Here is a 19,250-nt window from a genome sequence, read left to right on the forward strand (position 1 = left end):
CCTTTCTGGATGATGGCACGCATCGCGAAGAGGACAGTGGATGACGCTTGGCCGAGTGCTTCTCAAATCGTTGCTGGCGGCGGTCCTGCTGGCCGCGGGGTTGCAGGCGGCCCTGGCCGATGAATGGCGCACCACATCATCGCTGATCGGCCAATCCAAATACGGCGACAATTTCCAGCACTATGATTACGTCAATCCGAGTGCGCCCAAAGGCGGCACGCTGAATTCGGTGGTGCTGGGCACGTTCGACAGCTTCAATCCCTATATCGTGCAGGGTTCGCCGGCCGCCGGCCTGGTCGGCTTCGGCGGCGGCCTGCTCTACGACACGCTGATGGAGCAGGCGACCGACGAGGGCAGTGTCAGCCATCCGCTGATCGCCGACGCCTACAAATACCCCGCCGACTTTTCCTCGGCGACCTATCGGCTCGATCCGCGCGCGAAATGGCATGACGGCCAGCCGGTCACCGTCGACGACGTGATCTGGTCTTTCCAGGTGCTGAAGGCGAACAGCCCGATGTACAGCCGCTATTTCGAGAACGTCACGGATGCCGTGGCCGTCTCGGATCGCGAAGTCGAGTTTCATTTCAGCCAGAAGGGCAACCGCGAGCTGCCTAAAATCCTGGGTGATCTCGCCGTGCTGCCGAAACACTGGTGGGAAGGCACCGACGCCAACGGCAAGAAGCGCGACGTCACCAGGCCGACGCTGGAGCCGCCGCTCGGCTCCGCCGCCTACAAGATCGCCAGCTTCAAGCCGGGCTCGGAAATCGTCTGGCAGCGCGTGCCGGACTATTGGGGCGCCAAGCTGCCGGTGAAGATCGGCCGCGAGAATTTCGACAGGCAGCGTTTCACCTACATCCTTGATGACAACGCCGCCTGGCAGGCCTTCACCAAGGGGGGCCTTGACGACATCAAACCTGAAAACAGTTCGAAGCGCTGGAAGACATTCTATGATTTCCCGGCGGTCAAGGCCGGCGATGTCATCAAGCAGGAATTCAAGACCACCTCGCCAGAGCCGATGCAGGCTTTCATGCTCAACCAGAGGCGCCCGCTGTTCCAAGACCGCCTGGTGCGGGCCGCGCTGACCTATCCTTTCGACTTCGAGACGATGAACCGTACGCTGTTCTACGGCTTCAACACCCGCACCAGCAGCTATTTCCAGGGAACTGAACTGGCCTCCAGCGGCTTGCCGCAAGGCAAGGAGCTGGAAATTCTGGAACAGTATCGCGACAAGCTGCCGCCCGAGCTGTTCACCCAGGAATTCAAGCTGCCGGTCTACGATTCGCCGCAGGCCGAGCGGAAATACCTGAAGCAGGCAGTCGACCTCTTCGCCAAGGCTGGATGGGTGATCAAGGGCGGTAAGATGGTCAATGCCAAGACCGGCGAGCCGTTCAAGTTCGAGATACTCGGCTGGAACGACACCGACCAGGTCATCTCCAGCCCCTATATCGCCAATCTGCGCAAGATCGGCGTCGACGCTACGTTGCGCATCATCGACCAGACCCAATATGTCAACCGGGTCAACAATTTCGACTACGATGTCATTATCGGGCAACTCGGCCAGTCGGAATCGCCTGGCAATGAGCAGCGCGACTTCTGGAGTTCCAAAGCAGCCGACCGGCCGGGGTCGCGCAACTACGCCGGCATCAAGAACCCGGTCGTCGATGCCCTGGTCGACCGCATCATCTTCGCCACCGACCGCGAGGATCTGGTTGCCGCCACCCATGCACTCGACCGCGTGCTGCTGTGGAATTACTACGTCGTGCCGCAGTACTATCGAGCCGTGGTCTGGCTGGCTTACTGGAACAAATTCGGCATTCCCGCCAAACAGCCCAGCTATATCGGCGCCGACCAGAATTCCTGGTGGATCGATCCGGACAAGGAAAAGGCGCTGGCGGCCAAATACAAGGGCAACAATTGATGGCGGTGCTGCCCCGTCGCGATTTCCTGGGCCTGGGCGGTGCCGCCGCTGTCGCCGCCCTGTTGCCTGGAAAAGCCTTCGCCAATCTTGCGACCGGCACCAAACTGCACGGCCTGTCCGCCTACGGCGACCTCAAATACAAACCGGATTTCGCCCATTTCGACTACGTCAATGCGGACGCACCCAAGGGCGGCCAGATGAATTTCGCGCCGCCGAACGCCACGCTCAACCAAAGCTTCCTGACCTTCAATACATTGAACTCCCTGGTGTTAAAAGGAGATGCGCCGCCGCGCACCGAACTCTGTTTCGATTCATTGATGGCAAGCGCGCTCGACGAGCCGGATGCGGTCTACGGCCTGCTTGCCGAGTCCGTCACCTTATCGCAAGACCGCAACGGCTTCCGCTTCGCGCTTCGACCGCAAGCGCGTTTCCACGACGGCTCGCCGCTGACCGCCGAAGACGTCGTCTTCGCGTTGAAGCTCTACAAAGAGCAAGGGCATCCGAACCTTTCCCAAGCGTTGCGGTATATGACCGACGCGGTCGCGGTGGATCCGCTCACCCTCAACCTTACCTTCAACGGCGAACAGTCCGCGCAAAACATCCTCAGGATCGTGGCGATGCCGATCGTGTCCAAGGCCTTTTATGCGGTCAATGATTTCAATGCCTCGACGATGACGCCGCCGCTCGGCTCCGGACCATACAAAATGGGGCGAGTGGCCGCCGGACAGACAGTCGAATATGAGCGCGTGCCCGATTATTGGGGCCGCGATCTCCCAGTGAACCGCGGCCAGTACAATTTCGACCGTATCCGCATCGACTTCTATCTCGATCGACAGGCGGCGTTCGAAGCCTTCAAGAAAGGCGACACCCATTTTCGCGAGGAGTTTACCGCGCGGGTCTGGGCGACCGGCTACGATTTTCCCGCGCTCAAGGACGGCAAGGTCGTCAAGCGGGAATTTCCCGGCGAGAAGTCGCCGGACATGCAGGCTGTCGCGCTGAACCAGCGTCGTGCGCAATTCCGCGACGAGCGGGTGCGGCTGGCGATCGCCAGATGCTTCGATTTCGAATGGATGAAGCGGGCCCTGTTCTACGGCTCCTATGAGCGCTCGCAATCGAACTTCGAACGGTCCCAGTACAAGGCCGAAGGCCTGCCTTCGCCTGCGGAATTGGCCCTGTTGGAGCCGTTTCGGGCCGAGTTGCCGCCGGAGGCGTTTGGCGAGCCGGTGATGCAGCGTGCGTCCGACGGTTCGGGCCATGACCGCAAGCTGCTTGGCGAGGCTTCGAGGCTACTCGCCGAAGCCGGCTGGAAGCGGGCGGGCAATTTCGTCGTCAACGACAAGGGCGAGCGACTGCGGGTGGAGATGCTGGCGCAAGAGGATGGCATCGTCCGCATCTTTACCCCATGGTCGGAGAATATGAAGGCGATCGGGATCGACGCTTCGATCCGACAGGTCGATTCGGCGCAATATGAACAGCGGCAGAACGATTTCGACTTTGATCTGACCCTGCTCCATTGGTCGATCGGGGCGACGCCGACAGACGACGGCCTGGAAATGCTCTATGCCTCCCGAATGGCCAAAACCCCGGGGCAGCGCAACTATCCCGGGACGGAAAACAAGGCCATCGACGCGTTGATCGCGGCAGCCGGCAAGGCGCAAAGCCGGTCCGAACTCGTCACCGCGCTCAGAGCGCTCGATCGGGTCTTGCGCGCGCGGCTGGACTGGATTCCAACATACTATCTGGCGAATCACCGCGTCGCCTATTGGGACATGTTCGGCTTCGTCGAGCAAAAGCCCGATTTCGGCTTTCCGGTCGAGACGCTGTGGTGGTTCGACAAGGGCAAGGCGGCAAAAATTGGCAAAGGCTGAATTTCTTGCGGGCGTAAGCACCGCCCCTCACCCGCCTGCCGGCATCCTCTCGCCGTATCGTGACGGGGAAAGAGGCGCGTTCATCGACGGTTTCGCCAATCACATACGTCGGGAGGGCACCATCTGATGGGCGCCTATATCCTGCGCCGCATCCTTTTGATGATCCCGACCCTGTTCGGCATCATGGCGATCTCGTTCGCCGTCATCCAGTTTGCGCCCGGCGGCCCGGTCGAGCAGGTCATCGCCAAGCTGACGAACCAGGGCGGCAGCGACCGTCTGGGCGGTGGCGGCGGCGATGCGGGCGGCGGCAATTTCGATGCGGCCGGCGACGTCGGTTCAAAATATCGCGGGGCGCAGGGGCTCGATCCGGAATTCATCAAGAAGCTGGAGAAGCAGTTCGGCTTCGACAAGCCGCCGCTCGAGCGCTTCGGCCTGATGCTGTGGAATTATATCCGGTTCGATTTCGGCGACAGCTATTTCCGCGACATTTCGGTGCTCAACCTGATCCTGGAAAAGATGCCGGTGTCGATCTCGATCGGGCTGTGGATCACGCTTCTGTCCTACCTGATCTCGATCCCGCTCGGGATCCGCAAGGCGGTGAAGGACGGCAGCCCCTTCGATATCTGGACCAGCGGCGTCGTCATCGTCGGCTATGCCATTCCGGGCTTCCTGTTCGGCATCATGCTGATGGTGCTGTTTGCCGGCGGCTCGTTCTGGGACTGGTTCCCGCTGCGCGGCATCGTCTCGGACAATTGGGACCAGTTGTCATGGCCGGCCAAGATCGCGGACTATCTATGGCACATGACCTTGCCGCTGACGGCGCTGGTGCTGTCGGCCTTCGCCACGACGACGCTGCTGACCAAGAATTCCTTCCTGGAGGAAATCCGCAAGCAGTATGTGGTGACTGCCCGCGCAAAGGGCCTCTCGGAACGACAGGTGCTCTATGGCCATGTCTTCCGCAACGCCATGCTGATCGTCATCGCCGGTTTCCCCGGCGCCTTCATCTCGGCCTTCTTCACCGGTTCACTGCTGATCGAAAACATCTTCTCGCTCGATGGGCTCGGCCTGCTCGGCTTCCGGTCGGTGGTCGAACGCGACTATCCCGTGGTGTTCGCCAACCTCTACATCTTCTCGCTTCTCGGCCTGTTCGTCGGATTGCTGTCCGACCTCATCTACACCTGGGTCGATCCGCGCATCGATTTCGAGCGGAGAGACGTTTGATGTCGGAGGCAAGCGTTACCGCCGGGGTCGTGCCGGAGCGGATGCCGCGGCCGTTTCTCTCGCCGCTCAACAAGCGCCGCCTGGAGAATTTCAAGGCCAACCGGCGCGGCTACTGGTCGCTGTGGATCTTCCTTGTCCTGTTCGTGCTGTCGCTGTTCGCCGAATTCATCGCCAACGACAAGCCGATCATCGCCTCCTACAAGGGCGAGATCCTGTTTCCGGTGCTGGTCGCCTATCCCGAGGAGAAGTTCGGCGGCTTCTATGCCGTCACCGACTATCGCGACCCGGTAATCCAGGACGAGATCAACGCCAATGGCTGGATGATCTGGCCGCCGATCCGCTATTCCTACCAGACCGTCAACAATGCCATTCCCGAAGCAGCCCCGGCCAAGCCGTCCTGGCAGTATGACGCCAAGACGCGCTGCAACCAGTACCCGCAAGGGGCTGATGATCCGGCCTGCAGTGTCGGTAACTGGAACTGGCTGGGCACCGACGACCAGGCGCGCGACGTGCTGGCGCGGGTCATCTACGGCTTCCGCATCTCGGTGCTGTTCGGACTGATCCTGACCGCCGGCTCGGCTTTGATCGGCGTCGGCGCGGGTGCCTTGCAGGGCTATTTCGGCGGCTGGACGGACCTGCTGTTCCAGCGCTTCATCGAGATCTGGTCGGCTATTCCCGTGCTCTACCTCCTGCTCATCGTCGCCGCCATATTGCCGCCGGGCTTCTTCATCCTGCTCGGGCTGATGCTGCTGTTCTCCTGGGTGGCGCTGGTCGGCGTGGTGCGGGCCGAATTCCTGCGCGCGCGCAATTTCGAGTATGTCAACGCGGCGCGCGCGCTCGGCGTGCGCAACCGCACCATCATGTTCCGGCACCTGTTGCCCAACGCCATGGTGGCGACGCTGACCTTTCTGCCCTTCCTGCTCTCAGGCTCGATCTCGACGCTGACCTCGCTCGACTATCTCGGTTTCGGCCTGCCGCCGGGCTCGGCCTCGCTCGGCGAACTGCTCAAGCAGGCGCAACGCAACCTCAACGCACCGTGGCTCGGGATATCAGGCTTCGTCGTCATCTCGCTGATGCTGTCGCTGCTGGTCTTTGTCGGCGAGGCAACCCGCGACGCCTTCGATCCGCGCAAGACATTCAGATGAGCGAAGCCCCACTGCTCTCGGTCCAGGACCTCAGCGTCGCCTTCGCGCAAGGTGGACAGCAGTCGATGGCGGTCGACCACATCTCCTTCGACATCGCCAAGGGCGAGACGGTGGCGCTGGTCGGCGAATCCGGCTCGGGCAAATCGGTCTCGGCGCTGTCGGTGCTGAAGCTCTTGCCCTATCCCAGCGCCAGCCACCCCTCGGGCAGGATCCTGTTCCAGGGCGCCGACCTGCTGGCCATGAGCGAGAAGCAACTGCGGCAGGTGCGCGGCAACAAGATCACCATGATCTTCCAGGAGCCGATGACCTCGCTCAATCCGCTGCACACGATCGAGCAGCAGATCGTCGAGATCCTGAAGCTGCACCAGGGCATGGCGGACCGCGCGGCCAAGGCGCGCACGCTGGCACTGCTCAACGAGGTCGGCATTCGCGAGCCGCAGAAGCGCCTCGACGCCTATCCGCACCAGTTGTCCGGCGGCCAGCGCCAGCGCGTCATGATCGCCATGGCGCTGGCCAACGAGCCGGAACTCCTGATCGCCGACGAGCCGACGACGGCGCTCGACGTCACCGTGCAGGCGCAGATCCTCGAGCTGCTGGCCGGCTTGAAAAGCCGCAAGGGCATGTCGATGCTGTTCATCACCCACGATCTCGGCATTGTGCGCAAGATCGCCGACCGGGTGTGCGTGATGACCAAGGGCAAGATCGTCGAGATGGGGCCTACCAAGGACATCTTCGCCAATCCGCAGCACGCCTATACGCGCCATCTCCTTGCGGCCGAGCCCAAGGGCAAGCCACCCGCGGCCAACAGCGCCGCAGCACCCGTGATGACCGGCAAGGACATCAAAGTCTGGTTTCCGATCAAGCAGGGCTTCTTTCGGCGCACCGTCGACCATGTGAAGGCGGTCGACGGCATCGACGTCACCGTGCGGGCCGGCCAGACGCTGGGCGTGGTTGGTGAATCCGGGTCGGGCAAGACCACGCTCGGCCTGGCGCTGGCGCGGATGATCTCGTCTAGCGGAACCATCCGATTCAACGGGCGCGACATCAACCAGCTCTCGTTCAACGCCATGCGCCCGCTCAGGCGCGAACTGCAGATCGTCTTCCAGGATCCTTTCGGCTCGCTCAGCCCCCGCATGTCCATCGCCGAGATCATCGAAGAAGGCTTGAAGATCCACGAGCCGAAGCTGTCCCTCGACGAGCGCGACGACAAGGTGGCCGACGTGCTGAAGGAAGTCGGGCTCGATCCGGCCACGCGCAACCGCTATCCGCACGAATTCTCCGGCGGCCAGCGCCAGCGCGTCGCTATTGCTCGCGCCATGGTGCTCAACCCGCGCTTCGTCATGCTGGACGAGCCGACCTCGGCCCTCGACATGAGCGTGCAGGCGCAGGTGGTCGACCTCCTGCGCAGCCTGCAGGCCAAGCATGACCTCGCCTATCTCTTCATCAGCCATGATCTCAAGGTCATCCGGGCGCTGGCCAACGATGTCATCGTCATGCGCAATGGCCAGATCGTCGAAGCCGGTCCTTCCGAACAGATTTTTGAAAAGCCGCAAACCGACTATACTCGGGCGCTGATCTCGGCCGCCTTCAAGATAGAGACCGCCCCGACGGGGGTCGTCAGCGAGTGACTCCTTCCTTCGCAATTCCGGACGGAAAGCCGCCGCGCGCCCTTCCCGCAATTGCTCCAAACCGAACAACAGGACAAAATCCATAAATGGAAAAAGGCAAAATCCTGCTTGCCGTCACCGGCTTTCACCCGCAGCGCTGGCGTGAACTGCTGTCCGCAGAGCGCGAGGTGGTGCTCGAGCCGGACGGCGCCAGCGATCCTTCGACAACCTATGCGGTGGTGTGGAAGCAGCGGCCGAACCTGTTGGGATCGCTGCCCAATCTGCGCGCCATCTTCTCGATCGGCGCCGGCGTCGACCACATCTTCTCCGATCCCAGCCTGCCGGACGTGCCGATCGTCAAGGTCGTCGCCGGCAACCTGGCCCAGCACATGACCGAATATGTCGTCTGGCGGGTGCTCGATCATCACCGCCAGGGCCTGCTGTACCGGTCGCAGCAGCCGAAGAAGATATGGCGCGAGCCGGCGCAGCGCACCGCTGAAGATATCTCTGTCGGCATCATGGGGCTCGGCAGTCTAGGCCGCGCGGCGGCGTCGGCGCTGCTGTCGCTCGGCTTTGCGGTCAATGGCTGGTCGCGCACCGACCGGCCGATGGAAGGTGTCGCGACCTACTGCGGCGAGGCCGGGCTTATCCCGTTCCTCAATGCCACAGACATACTGGTCGTGCTGCTGCCGCTGACGCCGGATACCAAGGGTATCATCAATTACGGCGTGCTGAAGGAATTGCGCAAGCGCAACGGTCTTGGCGGCTCGGTGCTGATCAATGCCGGTCGCGGCCGCCTGCAGAAGGACGCCGACATTGTGCGCGCGCTGGACGACGGCACGCTGAAGGAAGCGAGCCTCGACGTGTTCGAGGTCGAACCGCTGCCGAAGACCAGTCCGCTATGGGCCCATCCGAAAGTATTCGTGACGCCGCATGCCGCGGCCACGTCCGATCCCGTCCACCTGGCGCCGATCATGCTGCGCCAGATGGACGCCTTCGAGCGGGGCGAAAAGCTGGAGAACCTGGTGGACCGCAAAGCGGGATATTAGGCCGTTGTAATGTGGTCATTGGGACCGCCTCAGGCGACATGCGTCAGCCGGGCAGAGCGAACTTCTTCTGCTTGTCCGGCTTGCCGCAATCGCGGCGCTCAATGGACCGGTTCATGGCGTCGATCTCGCCGCTTGCCTTGTCGGCATCGCGCTTGGTCTTGGAGCGGATATCCGGAATGAACGGGCCGAAGCCCATCGCCGGGTTGGAGAATGTCGGCTTGGCCTGCTGCGACAGATTGTATTGCTGCGCCAGGGCGTTGCGTTGCGCCAGCAACTGGCCGCATGGCACGCTGTCATATTGCAATGAGGACTGGACGTTTTCGTCCTGGCGCTCGGACATGGAGTTGCCGACACAGCCCGCCATAACGAGGCAAGATGCCAAGGCCATCATGTTCCAGCGCATGGAAAATCCCTCCGTACGACACTGCCCCGACATAATCCGGCATGCGATTGGGGCTTTTTCGCAGCAGAAGCATCCGCCGGCCTCAGAGTGCGTTGCCTACTGCTGCCCGGCGGTTGGCCGTAGGACGAGTCAGCAGTCCCTTGCAACAGGCTTCCCGCGCCCGAATTAGCCACTATCTTGGAACAATGCGCACCAGCGACCTGCTCCACCCCCGGCCCGAGGGCCTTTACTGCCCGCCGGGCGACTTCTTCATCGACCCGGTGCGGCCGGTCAACCGAGCGCTGATCACGCATGGCCATTCCGACCACGCACGCTCCGGCCACGGCTCGGTGCTGGCGACGCAGCAGACGCTGGACATTATGGGGCTTCGCTATGGCGAGGGTTTTGCAGGCACGACACAGGCGGCTAGACTGGGCGAGCGAATTGCCTTCAACGGCGTCGACATCAGCTTTTATCCGGCCGGCCATGTGCTGGGCTCGGCACAGATCGCGGTCGAGCACCAGGGTATACGCATCGTCGCCTCCGGCGACTACAAGCGGCAGCAGGACGCGACATGCCTGCCGTTCGAACCGATCGCGTGCGACGTGTTCATCACCGAGGCGACCTTCGGCCTGCCGGTGTTTCGCCACCCGCCGGACGAGGAAGAGATCGCGCGGCTCCTGAAATCGGCGGCGCAGTTCCCCGAACGCTCGCATCTCATCGGCGCCTACGCGCTGGGCAAGGCGCAACGGGTGATGCGTCTGTTGCGCGACGCCGGCTACGACAGGCCGATCTATATCCACGGGGCGCTGGCCAAGCTCAGCGACTATTACCAGAGCCAGGGCATCGATCTCGGCACGCTGGAGCCGGCGACGGTGGAGAGCGCCAGCAAGGATGATTTCACCGGCGCCATCGTCGTCGGCCCGCCGGCCGCCTTCGCCGATCGCTGGGCGCGGCGCTTTCCCGATCCGATCTCCTGCTTCGCCTCGGGCTGGATGCGCATCCGCCAGCGCGCCAAGCAGGGCGGCGTCGAGCTGCCGCTGATCATTTCGGATCATGCCGACTGGGACGAACTGACCGCCACGATCAAGGAAACTGGGGCCGGGGAAATCTGGGTGACACACGGCCGCGAGGAGGCGCTGGTGCGCTGGTGCGAACTCGAAGGCATCGCGGCGCGGCCACTGCATCTGGTGGGGTATGAGGACGAGGGCGATTGATGGCATGAATCGCTTCGCCGAACTGCTCGACCGCCTTGTGCTGACGCCGTCGCGCAACGGCAAGCTGACGCTGCTGACCGATTATTTCCGCAGCGTCGAGGATCCTGATCGCGGGCTGGCGCTGGCTGCCATCACCGGCGATCTCAACATCGCCGCGATCAAGCCGGCGATGCTGCGCATGCTGGTGACGGAACGCATGGACCCGGTGCTGTTCGGCTATTCCTACGACTATGTCGGCGATCTCGCCGAGACCGTGTCGCTGGTCTGGCCGCAGATGCCCGGAACCATACCGAACCGTGAGCCGACGCTCGGTGAGGTGGTCGCGAAGCTGCAGGCGGCGAGCCGCTCCGACGGCCCGAAAGTGCTGTCAAACCTGCTCGACAGTGCCGGCATCTCGGCCCGCTTCGCCATCATCAAGCTGGTCACCGGCGGGTTGCGCATCGGCGTGTCGGCGCGGCTGGCCAAGCAGGCGCTGGCGGATTTCGGCAAGGTCGACGTCGCCGAGATCGAGGAACTCTGGCACGGGCTGTCGCCGCCGTACACGGCCTTGTTCGCATGGCTGGAAGGCAAGGCCGCAAAGCCCGAGAGGGCCGCGCGGGCACTGTTCCGGCCGGTGATGCTGTCCAACCCGGTCGGTGACGGCGATCTCGACAGGCTCGACCCCGCCGACTATGCGGCCGAGTGGAAATGGGACGGCATCCGCGTCCAGGCGGTGTCGGAAGGCGGCATCCGCCGGCTCTATTCGCGCACCGGCGACGACGTCTCCGGCGCCTTTCCCGACCTCGCCGAGGCGATGGTTTTCTCGGCCACGCTCGACGGGGAATTGCTGGTCGGCGATCCTCGGGAAGCGACAGGGACGTTCTCGGACCTCCAGCAGCGGCTGAACCGCAAGACGGTGTCACTGAAGATGCAGCAGCAATATCCGGCTTTCATGCGTTGCTACGACCTTTTGCAGGTCGGCGCGGAGGATTTGCGGGGGTTGCCCTTCCGGGAGCGGCGCGGCCGCCTCGAAAGCTTCGTGAAAACGCTCGACCCGAGCCGCTTCGATCTTTCGCCATTCGTCGCGTTCTCGGACTGGCAGGCGCTGGAGGAACTGCGCCGGGCGCCGCCGCACCCGATCATCGAAGGCGTGATGCTGAAGCGCTGGGATTCGCCCTATGTCGCCGGCCGGCCGAAGGGCCCGTGGTTCAAATGGAAACGCGACCCGCACACGGTGGACGCCGTGCTCATGTACGCCCAGCGCGGCCACGGCAAGCGCTCGAGCTTCTACTCCGACTACACGTTCGGCGTCTGGTCCGGAGCGGAAGGCGAGGAGGAACTGGTGCCGGTCGGCAAGGCCTATTTCGGCTTCACCGACGAGGAATTGAGGCAGATCGACAAATATGTCCGCGACAACACGATCGAGCGTTTCGGGCCTGTGCGCTCGGTGCGCGCCGACCGTGACAACGGGCTGGTGCTGGAAGTCGCCTTCGAAGGGCTCAACCGTTCGACGCGCCACAAATCCGGCGTCGCCATGCGTTTCCCCCGCATCTCGCGGCTGCGCTGGGACAAGCCCGCCAACGAGGCCGACCGTATCGAGACGCTGCAGGCGCTGCTCGATCGTTGATCGCACCCTCTCCGGTGCCGGCGCTCAAGGCTCGATGGAGACGCGGATCTCGTAGATGTTGACCGCCTTGCCCTGCTTGTCGAAATCGGAGTTGATGGCGATCGTTCCGGCCGAGCCGGGCCGCTTGTCGGGGAATTTCACGTCGAACAGATATTCGCTGCGCTGCTGGCCGACCGCATAGCGTTTGCGGCCGCAATCACCGAGCTCGCCGAAATTGCAGTCGATGGAGATCTGCGTGTCCTTGCCGTCTTCGGCGCGGGCGACGATATCGAACACGGCGTGCTTGCCGGCGAGCTTCTCCAGCACGCCTTGCCCCACATCGAAGCTGATCGCCGAACCGGAGACGCCGGACTGGATGCGCAGGAATGGCCCGGAATCGTCCTTCATCGCTTCCGCCTTGGCATCCGACGGAGCGCTGACATGCGCCGGGTCGGTGGGCGAAAACACGTTGATCCAGTTGCGCGCCTGATCGGCAGCGCCAGGCTTTTCCGGCCCGGTCTCGCCATCCGCCGGCGTGAAATCGTCGTCCTCGACGGTCGGCGGCGCTTCGGGCGGCGCGGTGTCGAGCTGGGCCTGGGTCTTGAACACGCCGGTCTGCATGGCGAAAAACAGGCCGATGCCGACCGCGGCAAGCAGCGTCACGGTGAGGAAGATGGCGGTCAGCGGCAGGCGCCGGCCCCTGATGCGCCTCTCGTCGCGATCGGGCGCCACTTCAGCCGTGGCTTCGGACGAAGCAGGAGCCGACATATCGATGGACGGCACGCCGGGAAGGGTCGCATCGGGCATGATGTCTGGAACGACCGGCAAGACGCGCGAGCGCGGCGCATCGGCAGCGGGCTGTGCAGGCTCGTCGAGGGAAACTGCGGGAGGTGCGGCGCTCTCGCCGGTTACGGCGGGTGCGACCGGGCTCGCCGGAAGCTCGACCGCCGGTGCATCGGACTCAGCCTGAGGAGCGACATCCGGCGCCGCCGGCAGGAATTCGGATTCGATTTCGGTGATCTTGGCCTGTATCGCCTTACGGCGCTTGATGGCGAGTTCCACCGTCACGCCGGGATTGGCCTGGAGCGCACGGTCGAGCGCGGCGAAAGCCGAGCGATAGACCTTCTCGCGGTACGCGCGGTCCTCGGCATTGCCTCTTTCGAGGGCGTTCCGGATCGCTTTTTCGATTGCGTCCAAGCGAGATCCCTCTGTGCGTTGCCCAAACCTCGCCATGATCGTTAGCCGCAGCCGACCAGTCAATCAACGGGCGAGCGTCCGCATTCTGCCTCGTTGGAGTGTCCAAAGTCCATCTTGGCGGTATTCCGGCAACGAAATCAACATGCTTCATCGATCTTTGCCGGCACGGAGGCACGGGCCAGGGCCATGTCCCGGCCGATCGGTAAAGGGCGTGGCAGTGGGCTTTGTCGGCGATGTGTCGGGGCGGAACGACGCGCAACACGAATTGCCGGGGCCGCATCCTGAATTCGCGATCGCCCATCTTGAATTCGCCGTCGGTTGAGTCTATCACCCAGCCCATCTTGGAGGCCTAGCGCTTCCCGGGCCGCTTTAGCTCAGTTGGTAGAGCACATCATTCGTAATGATGGGGTCGCGTGTTCGAGTCACGCAAGCGGCACCACTTCCCCGTCCGCTGTCGCCGTCATGGCATCTGTCCCTGCCACAAGGGCAATCCACTTTCGGCAGCGAAGTCTTTGTCCTCCGCGTAGATCGGTTCGCCTCTTCTCACCACCCGTCGAAGCAGGGCCGCATCTTCGTCGGCGTGGTATCGAAAGGCGTTTCGGGTGTCGTATCCGTGCCCGGCCTGGGACAGGGAAAACCCGCTGACGACGACAGGGGCGAAACCGGCGAAACGCGCCAGTATGATCGCGAAGGCTCCGGTGGAGATTTTCCGGTGCCAGCCGCGGAACATATGATACTTGCCGCTAAGCTGCCAGACGACGTTGGCAAGCTGCCATTTGGTAAGCGCCTGCAAGGTTTCATAACGATAGTCGAAGGTGCGACAACCGGCTTTCAGCTTGTCCTCGACATCAGGCCAAACCGGGATGATCAGGTGCTTTGCCTGCCGTCCTCTCAACAGATCACGCTTGTAGAAATCCTGCTCGCTGGCATCGACGAAAATGCCGCGGCGGATCACGGCGATATCGGGAACGGGGAGGCCGACGGTTTCCGCCAAAAGCTGGGAAGCATTGACGGTCACAAGTGCCCAATCGGCGTCATGTCCCTGCGGGAGGCGAAAATTCGGCGCCGACCCCATCACCAAGGCGGGACCCGTGGCCCTGGGCAGGCGAAGAATTGGCTTTGAGAAGGCTGGCAAGAGATCCGAAAGCGGAGTTTTCATCCGGGGATCTGAACCGCCTGTTCCTCAAACGCGCGCAGGATGCTCTCTTCCCGGCTCCACAATTCGTCCCATTGCGTGGTCCCGGACCAGCCCGCGAACCAAGGGCCGCCGAGCGTGTAGTGCGCCAGCGAGACATCGGCGGGGTCGAGTTCGGAAGCCGAAGCCCCCACGAGGTAGTTCCATGCCAGCGGCAATTCGCCGATCTCGTGGTCCTCAAGCCATTTGAAGGCGTGGAGGTCACGTCCGGGCCACGTATTGAGCATCTCGTTGGTCAGCCGCTTGTTGGCGGGATGATCCAGATTCCACAAGACCACCGACGACCAGTTTTTGCGGCGGTAGAACGTCTGGGTTTGCCCATCCATCTTGACCGCTTCGGACTCGCGTTGCTGGTGCTTGACCGCCATGATCGCGTAGGAGGGATCGAGTAGATCGAGCAGCTTGACCGGATCCTTCAGGAACAGGACGTCGCAATCGCAGAACATGGCCCAGCCGCTCTGCCTCATGAACGGAACGGCAAAGCGCGATATGGCAAACTCGGTCGCCATCGGCGCCTCGGAAATCGGGCACCAGAGCTTACCGTCCCGTACTTCCATCGGTCGCGTCATGATTCCTTGGGCGACAAGGTCCTTGAGCACGAGCGGCTGTATCTGCAACGGCGTGCTTGTCCGCCGGTAGGCGCTCCATCGCGCTACGTCTAGAACTCGCGATTCGCGCGGATCATAGCCAATGTAGATTGGTATCATGTGGCGATTCTGGCGTGAATTTACCCGAAGCTAGCATGGCAGCACTGCAAGCGGAAGACCCGAGTACATTTGCCAATACCGTGTGTCTGGCGTTGGCAGGAGCGTTTCAACCATACGTTTCCCGAGCGACCGGCATTATCGCCCGAAGGTCTCGCTGGAGACGAAAGATGTAACCAGGTTTGCTCGAGACGGCGCATCTCGATCATGATGGCGGCGAGCCCGGTTATTGGACCTCACATCTCCCGACCTGGCCTGTCCAGAGTGGCAGACCGAGCGAGTCCGCCACGTGTGGATCGCTCGTATAAAGGGGGAAACCGAGCGCCGACAGCGCCAGCAGCGTGCTACGGTCGGAACTGATGTGCATCCGGTCGATGTTCAGTTTGTTGTACACATGGCCGTGCGAACCCGGGTCAATACCCGTGATGATCACGGCCGGCGCGCCGTTATGCAAGGCGTAAAGGACCGCCGTGATCCCGGTCGAGAACTTCTCCTCCAGATGCATCTCGAAATTGGGCACACCCATCACTGCTTCGTAGAGCGCCATGCGCTGGTGACGGGTCATCGTGCGCAGGTCGCGGCAGCGATAGTTGAAAGCCGCGATGTTGCAGCGCAATTCCTCCATCGTGCGGTGTGCGCGCACAATCCAGAGCAGATCGGTTTCCTGGCCGGTCAAGACGGCGCGCACGGCCAAAGCGTTGGGCTTGGTCGCGTCAAGCTGGTTGACGTAAAGAAATGTCGCGTCAGGGGTCCCCATCCCCCAGCGGGCCGTGACGGTCTGCGAGCCATTCACGGTAAAGAGTGTGAAAGCATCGCGCTGAAAACCCACCGGCGGGTTTGAGACAGGCGCGGAGCCTACGACGAGGACCGGCTTTGTAAGCGGCACAGGGTGCCGTGGCGCCTGGGGGTGCAGCAGGCGATATAATAGTTTCCGCTTAACCACGAGAAGCGGGTGATCGAACAAGCGCTTGCGCAGCGGCTTCCGTGCATCGGGATTCGCTGCGCTATGCTCTGCAATCTCCAGAGCGATCCCCTTGGCCTTCGCCAAACTGGCCTCCTCTCAATGCTTCCCGGGCATTTACTCCCCCTGCCAAGCCGTCGTTGATCAGCGGCCTGAGCATTGGGAGAGGCAGCAACCATGACGCGACGAATCATTTCCTCCGGCGCTCCGATGGGACCTTCGCTTTTCCCCAGACGCTTCAAATCTCTTTCGCTCAATGTCGCAACTCTACTGTATTCGTCATGAGAATGCATGCGGGTTGCGATAGTTTGTTGCTTCTGATCACAGCGCGATAAGACCCCTTTCGAAACTCATGGTACCAGATCGGCAGCATCGCAGAAGCGATAGCCGCACTCAATACTCGGCAGATGCCAATCTCGGCCAGCCGAACGGAAATTTCAACATCCAATTTCGACAACCAACGGCAAGAGACATTGCTGCAAATGCGGCCGGGTCTACAACCCGACCGGGCCCGGCCCCAACGCCGCCTGGCACTGTGGATCGCAATGCTGGCCGAACGCATCCGCCATTGTCGAGACCGAGGTTTGATGTGAAACTCCCGGCGTCAGCATGGGAGGCCAAAATGCCCAACAGTTTCAAGACCGGCGACGTCGTCAAGCTGAAGTCCGGAGGCCCGAAGATGACGATAAGCGACGGTGCCGCCTCCGGCACATATATGTGCCATTGGTTCAACCGCGAGGGCGATGTGTGGACCCCGCAGCATGCCGGTTTCAAGCCGGACCAGCTGGTGATGGCGGACCAATCGACATAGAGCGGTTCACCGTTTCACGGAAACGGCGAAACGCTCTATCTCTTTGTTCTTGCGCAATTTCCAAGGGAAAGCGCTACGCGCTTTTCCCGGGAAAACCGTACACACTTTTCCTGGAATTGCTCCAGTTCCTGCCCTTCGGCTGAAGGGTTCGAATATGGCGCAAGCAGCGCCCTATCGGGCGCATTGTTGCGGCATTCGCCTGCCGGCACAAAAGTCACCGACGGATTTTTCCCGCCGCTGCGTTTAACGGGAGAAGCGTCGCCACGGCACAACGTGGCAGCGCGCCAACCGGAGACGCCAGCATGATACGCCGTTCGATCCTTGCCGCTGCCTTGAGCCTGCTGACCGCCACGGCGTTCGCCCAGACGGCGACACAGCCTCCGGCCGCGACGCCACCTTCTGCACCGCCCCCCGCTGCCGCGCCAGCCACGTCAAAGACCAGGCCCGACATCACGCTGGCCAAGTTCCAGAAGCGGCGTGAGAAGGCGGTCATGGCCGCCGACACGGATGGCGACGACAAGATCAGCCTGCTGGAATGGGAGGCGTTCCAGGCAAAGCGCGGCACCAAGGGCGACCCGACACAGTCCTTCGCGCGCGCGGACTCGAACCATGACGGCTTCATCGACCGCGCCGAACTCGATGCCTTCTTCGCCAAGCGCTTTGCCAGGCTTGACAAGAATGGCGACGGCGTTTTGAGCGTCGACGAAATGCCGGGCCATAAAACCGCTCCCAAGCCGGAGCAATGAACGGGGGGAATGGCACGCGATGACCATCAGCGGTGCGCCAGCCGATGAGCGCGGATCCGGACGAGGAGCTGGTTCGCCGTGTCGGCGCCGGCGATCCGGCGGCCGTGCAAACGCTCGTCGCACGCAAACTGCCGCGTATCCTGGCGCTTGCCGTGCGCATGCTGGGCGACGCGGCGGAGGCCGAGGATGTCGCGCAGGAGACCTTCGTCCGAATCTGGCGCCATGCCTCGGGCTGGCGGCGCGGCAATGCCCGCTTCGACACCTGGATCCACCGGGTGGCGCTGAACCTTTGCTACGACCGGCTGCGTCGCCGCCGCGAATGGGTGACAGACGATCTGCCGGAGGTGATAGACCCGGCGCCGCTTCCGGATGCCCAGCCGCGGGAAGACACGCAGCGCATCGAACAGGCCTTGCAGGCCATCGCGCCGCGCCAGCGCGAAGCCATCATCCTGGTCTACTATCAGGACATGTCGAACATCGAGGCGGCCACGATCCTGGAGATCAGCGTCGATGCCCTGGAGAGCCTGCTTTCGCGCGGCCGCAGGGCGCTGCAGGCGATCCTGGCCGGGGACGGTGTCCATGAATGAGAACCGCGCCGCGATGAAAGCGCAGCGTTCGCGCCTTGCCGACACCGCCTGGCAGCCGGCTCCGATGATCGCAGCGCCGTGCGGGCACGCGATGCCAGCGGGCAAGGGGCCAACAGGCAAGGGAAAGACCGATGTCTGACCGATCCAGGGACGCACCGAGGATGGATGCCGAACGCTTTGCCGCGCTGGCGGCAGCCTATGGCGGCGACTTGCGGCGATGGCCACAGGCCGAACGTGCTGCGGGCAGCATCCTTGCCGCAAGCGTCACGGGCGCGGCCATTCTGAGGAATGCCGGCAAGCTCGACGCCCTGCTCGACAGCTATCGCGTCGAAGCGCCCGGCAAGGCGCTGCACGGCGGCATAGTGAGGGATGCCGACCGGCATCTTGCCCAACGCTGGCGCCAGCGTTTGTGGTGGCTGGGGCTTGGACTTGCCGGTATCGGCCTGGCCGGCGCGGTTGCCGGATCGGCTTTGGTGATCGTCGCCACGCCTGAGGTTCAGCCCGATCAGTATGTGCTGGACGCCAATGCGACGGCGTTCGGCGATGCCGGTCCCGACGACACGATCGAGGAAAACCTATGAGCACGGGCCGCAAGCTCCTCATCGCGTCCGTGGCGCTCAACGTCTTCCTGGCCGGCGCCCTTGCCGGCGGCGCAGTCTGGCTGAGAAGTGGCAAGGCGGGCCAGGGCTATTCGCTGGAAGCGGCCGGAGGCCGGCTTCCGGACCAGGAACGCAGGATATTCCGCAAGGCGTTGCGTGAGGTCCGGCGCGAATCCCACCAGGTCATCCTCGACGGCCAGCAGGCCAGGCGCGAGGCCGCCGACCTGCTGAGGCAGCCCACCCTCGACACGGCAGCCCTGACAGCCGCGCTCGAGCGGGCCCGCAACGCCGACGTCACGATGCGCATGCGGCTGGAGCAGCGCATCGTCGAGTTTGTCGCGGCAAGTTCGGCAGAGGATCGCGCCGTGCTGGCGGAGGGGCTGACAAGACGCGCCGGGCTGCCGCCGGCGCCAAAAAAATCGCCATAACCACCGAAGGAATGCGCCGAAGCCGCCGTT

At 63.0% G+C, this 19,250-nt stretch carries 18 protein-coding genes and 1 tRNA gene; 14 read left to right on the forward strand and 5 right to left on the reverse strand.

The window, feature by feature from the left end:
- The first annotated feature begins 40 nt into the window (after positions 1-40).
- From LB532_RS15900 to LB532_RS15925, 6 genes are all read left to right on the forward strand, one after another.
- Positions 41-1,918, forward strand: coding sequence for an extracellular solute-binding protein (locus tag LB532_RS15900; protein WP_140639995.1), 1,878 nt, complete (start codon positions 41-43; stop codon positions 1,916-1,918).
- Positions 1,918-3,786, forward strand: a complete 1,869-nt coding sequence (locus LB532_RS15905; RefSeq protein WP_140639996.1) for an extracellular solute-binding protein — start codon at positions 1,918-1,920, stop codon at positions 3,784-3,786. Before LB532_RS15900 ends, LB532_RS15905 begins: the two co-directional genes overlap by 1 nt.
- Before the next feature lie 126 nt (positions 3,787-3,912).
- On the forward strand, positions 3,913-5,007 hold the full coding sequence (locus LB532_RS15910) for a microcin C ABC transporter permease YejB (protein ID WP_140550129.1): 1,095 nt from the start codon (positions 3,913-3,915) through the stop codon (positions 5,005-5,007).
- The gene (locus LB532_RS15915) at positions 5,007-6,152 is read left to right on the forward strand and encodes an ABC transporter permease (RefSeq protein ID WP_140639997.1); all 1,146 of its coding nucleotides are present in this window, start codon (positions 5,007-5,009) and stop codon (positions 6,150-6,152) included. The genes LB532_RS15910 and LB532_RS15915 overlap by 1 nt, the downstream gene beginning before the upstream one ends.
- On the forward strand, positions 6,149-7,780 hold the full coding sequence (locus LB532_RS15920) for an ABC transporter ATP-binding protein (RefSeq protein WP_140639998.1): 1,632 nt from the start codon (positions 6,149-6,151) through the stop codon (positions 7,778-7,780). The genes LB532_RS15915 and LB532_RS15920 overlap by 4 nt, the downstream gene beginning before the upstream one ends.
- Before the next feature lie 86 nt (positions 7,781-7,866).
- Positions 7,867-8,808 (forward strand): 2-hydroxyacid dehydrogenase, encoded by a 942-nt coding sequence (locus LB532_RS15925; RefSeq protein ID WP_140639999.1) that lies wholly within the window; start codon positions 7,867-7,869, stop codon positions 8,806-8,808.
- Between the two features lie 43 nt (positions 8,809-8,851).
- Here the strand turns inward: LB532_RS15925 and LB532_RS15930 are convergent, their stop codons facing one another.
- Positions 8,852-9,148, reverse strand: coding sequence for a hypothetical protein (locus LB532_RS15930; protein WP_224556966.1), 297 nt, complete (start codon positions 9,146-9,148; stop codon positions 8,852-8,854).
- 248 nt (positions 9,149-9,396) lie between these two features.
- Between LB532_RS15930 and LB532_RS15935 the strand changes: the two genes are divergently transcribed.
- Positions 9,397-10,407 carry a ligase-associated DNA damage response exonuclease gene (locus LB532_RS15935; RefSeq protein WP_140640001.1) on the forward strand — a complete coding sequence of 337 codons (1,011 nt, stop codon included), beginning with the start codon at positions 9,397-9,399 and terminating at the stop codon, positions 10,405-10,407.
- Positions 10,408-10,411: 4 nt separating this feature from the next.
- On the forward strand, positions 10,412-12,013 hold the full coding sequence (locus tag LB532_RS15940) for a cisplatin damage response ATP-dependent DNA ligase (protein WP_140640002.1): 1,602 nt from the start codon (positions 10,412-10,414) through the stop codon (positions 12,011-12,013).
- A 24-nt stretch (positions 12,014-12,037) separates the two neighbouring features.
- Here LB532_RS15940 and LB532_RS15945 read toward each other — a convergent pair whose 3' ends face one another.
- Positions 12,038-13,189, reverse strand: a complete 1,152-nt coding sequence (locus LB532_RS15945; protein WP_140640003.1) for a hypothetical protein — start codon at positions 13,187-13,189, stop codon at positions 12,038-12,040.
- A gap of 363 nt (positions 13,190-13,552) precedes the next feature.
- On the opposite strand from LB532_RS15945, the gene LB532_RS15950 reads away from it, so the two are divergent.
- A tRNA-Thr gene (locus LB532_RS15950) sits at positions 13,553-13,628 on the forward strand.
- A gap of 21 nt (positions 13,629-13,649) precedes the next feature.
- Here the strand turns inward: LB532_RS15950 and LB532_RS15955 are convergent.
- From LB532_RS15955 to LB532_RS15965, 3 genes are all read right to left on the reverse strand, one after another.
- On the reverse strand, positions 13,650-14,348 hold the full coding sequence (locus LB532_RS15955) for a hypothetical protein (RefSeq protein ID WP_140640004.1): 699 nt from the start codon (positions 14,346-14,348) through the stop codon (positions 13,650-13,652).
- A complete protein-coding gene (locus LB532_RS15960; RefSeq protein ID WP_140640005.1) occupies positions 14,345-15,091 on the reverse strand; it encodes a hypothetical protein in 747 nt (248 codons plus the stop codon). Before LB532_RS15960 ends, LB532_RS15955 begins: the two co-directional genes overlap by 4 nt.
- A 223-nt stretch (positions 15,092-15,314) precedes the next feature.
- Positions 15,315-16,136: a membrane-anchored protein gene (locus tag LB532_RS15965; protein ID WP_224556968.1), complete on the reverse strand. Its 822-nt coding sequence runs from the start codon at positions 16,134-16,136 to the stop codon at positions 15,315-15,317.
- 535 nt (positions 16,137-16,671) lie between these two features.
- Here LB532_RS15965 and LB532_RS15970 point away from each other — a divergent pair.
- From LB532_RS15970 to LB532_RS15990, 5 genes are all read left to right on the forward strand, one after another.
- The gene (locus LB532_RS15970) at positions 16,672-16,860 is read left to right on the forward strand and encodes a YodC family protein (RefSeq protein ID WP_140550142.1); all 189 of its coding nucleotides are present in this window, start codon (positions 16,672-16,674) and stop codon (positions 16,858-16,860) included.
- 302 nt (positions 16,861-17,162) lie between these two features.
- Complete coding sequence (locus tag LB532_RS15975) at positions 17,163-17,606, forward strand: EF-hand domain-containing protein (RefSeq protein ID WP_140640006.1); 444 nt, start codon at positions 17,163-17,165, stop codon at positions 17,604-17,606.
- 44 nt (positions 17,607-17,650) lie between these two features.
- Complete coding sequence (locus tag LB532_RS15980; protein WP_140640007.1) at positions 17,651-18,193, forward strand: RNA polymerase sigma factor; 543 nt, start codon at positions 17,651-17,653, stop codon at positions 18,191-18,193.
- Between the two features lie 131 nt (positions 18,194-18,324).
- Positions 18,325-18,774 carry a hypothetical protein gene (locus tag LB532_RS15985; protein WP_140640009.1) on the forward strand — a complete coding sequence of 150 codons (450 nt, stop codon included), beginning with the start codon at positions 18,325-18,327 and terminating at the stop codon, positions 18,772-18,774.
- Positions 18,771-19,220: a periplasmic heavy metal sensor gene (locus LB532_RS15990; protein WP_140640011.1), complete on the forward strand. Its 450-nt coding sequence runs from the start codon at positions 18,771-18,773 to the stop codon at positions 19,218-19,220. The genes LB532_RS15985 and LB532_RS15990 overlap by 4 nt, the downstream gene beginning before the upstream one ends.
- Positions 19,221-19,250: the final 30 nt, after the last annotated feature.

The sequence above is a fragment of the Mesorhizobium sp. ESP-6-2 genome (assembly GCF_020164675.1).
GTDB lineage: Bacteria > Pseudomonadota > Alphaproteobacteria > Rhizobiales > Rhizobiaceae > Mesorhizobium.

Coding starts and splice junctions, on each gene's coding strand:
- LB532_RS15900 (WP_140639995.1), top strand. CDS start 41: ATGACGCTTGGCCGAGTGCTTCTCAAATCGTTGCTGGCGGCGGTCCTG.
- LB532_RS15905 (WP_140639996.1), top strand. CDS start 1,918: ATGGCGGTGCTGCCCCGTCGCGATTTCCTGGGCCTGGGCGGTGCCGCC.
- LB532_RS15910 (WP_140550129.1), top strand. CDS start 3,913: ATGGGCGCCTATATCCTGCGCCGCATCCTTTTGATGATCCCGACCCTG.
- LB532_RS15915 (WP_140639997.1), top strand. CDS start 5,007: ATGTCGGAGGCAAGCGTTACCGCCGGGGTCGTGCCGGAGCGGATGCCG.
- LB532_RS15920 (WP_140639998.1), top strand. CDS start 6,149: ATGAGCGAAGCCCCACTGCTCTCGGTCCAGGACCTCAGCGTCGCCTTC.
- LB532_RS15925 (WP_140639999.1), top strand. CDS start 7,867: ATGGAAAAAGGCAAAATCCTGCTTGCCGTCACCGGCTTTCACCCGCAG.
- LB532_RS15930 (WP_224556966.1), bottom strand. CDS start 9,148: ATGTCCGAGCGCCAGGACGAAAACGTCCAGTCCTCATTGCAATATGAC.
- LB532_RS15935 (WP_140640001.1), top strand. CDS start 9,397: ATGCGCACCAGCGACCTGCTCCACCCCCGGCCCGAGGGCCTTTACTGC.
- LB532_RS15940 (WP_140640002.1), top strand. CDS start 10,412: ATGAATCGCTTCGCCGAACTGCTCGACCGCCTTGTGCTGACGCCGTCG.
- LB532_RS15955 (WP_140640004.1), bottom strand. CDS start 14,348: ATGAAAACTCCGCTTTCGGATCTCTTGCCAGCCTTCTCAAAGCCAATT.
- LB532_RS15960 (WP_140640005.1), bottom strand. CDS start 15,091: ATGATACCAATCTACATTGGCTATGATCCGCGCGAATCGCGAGTTCTA.
- LB532_RS15970 (WP_140550142.1), top strand. CDS start 16,672: ATGCCCAACAGTTTCAAGACCGGCGACGTCGTCAAGCTGAAGTCCGGA.
- LB532_RS15975 (WP_140640006.1), top strand. CDS start 17,163: ATGATACGCCGTTCGATCCTTGCCGCTGCCTTGAGCCTGCTGACCGCC.
- LB532_RS15980 (WP_140640007.1), top strand. CDS start 17,651: ATGAGCGCGGATCCGGACGAGGAGCTGGTTCGCCGTGTCGGCGCCGGC.
- LB532_RS15985 (WP_140640009.1), top strand. CDS start 18,325: ATGTCTGACCGATCCAGGGACGCACCGAGGATGGATGCCGAACGCTTT.
- LB532_RS15990 (WP_140640011.1), top strand. CDS start 18,771: ATGAGCACGGGCCGCAAGCTCCTCATCGCGTCCGTGGCGCTCAACGTC.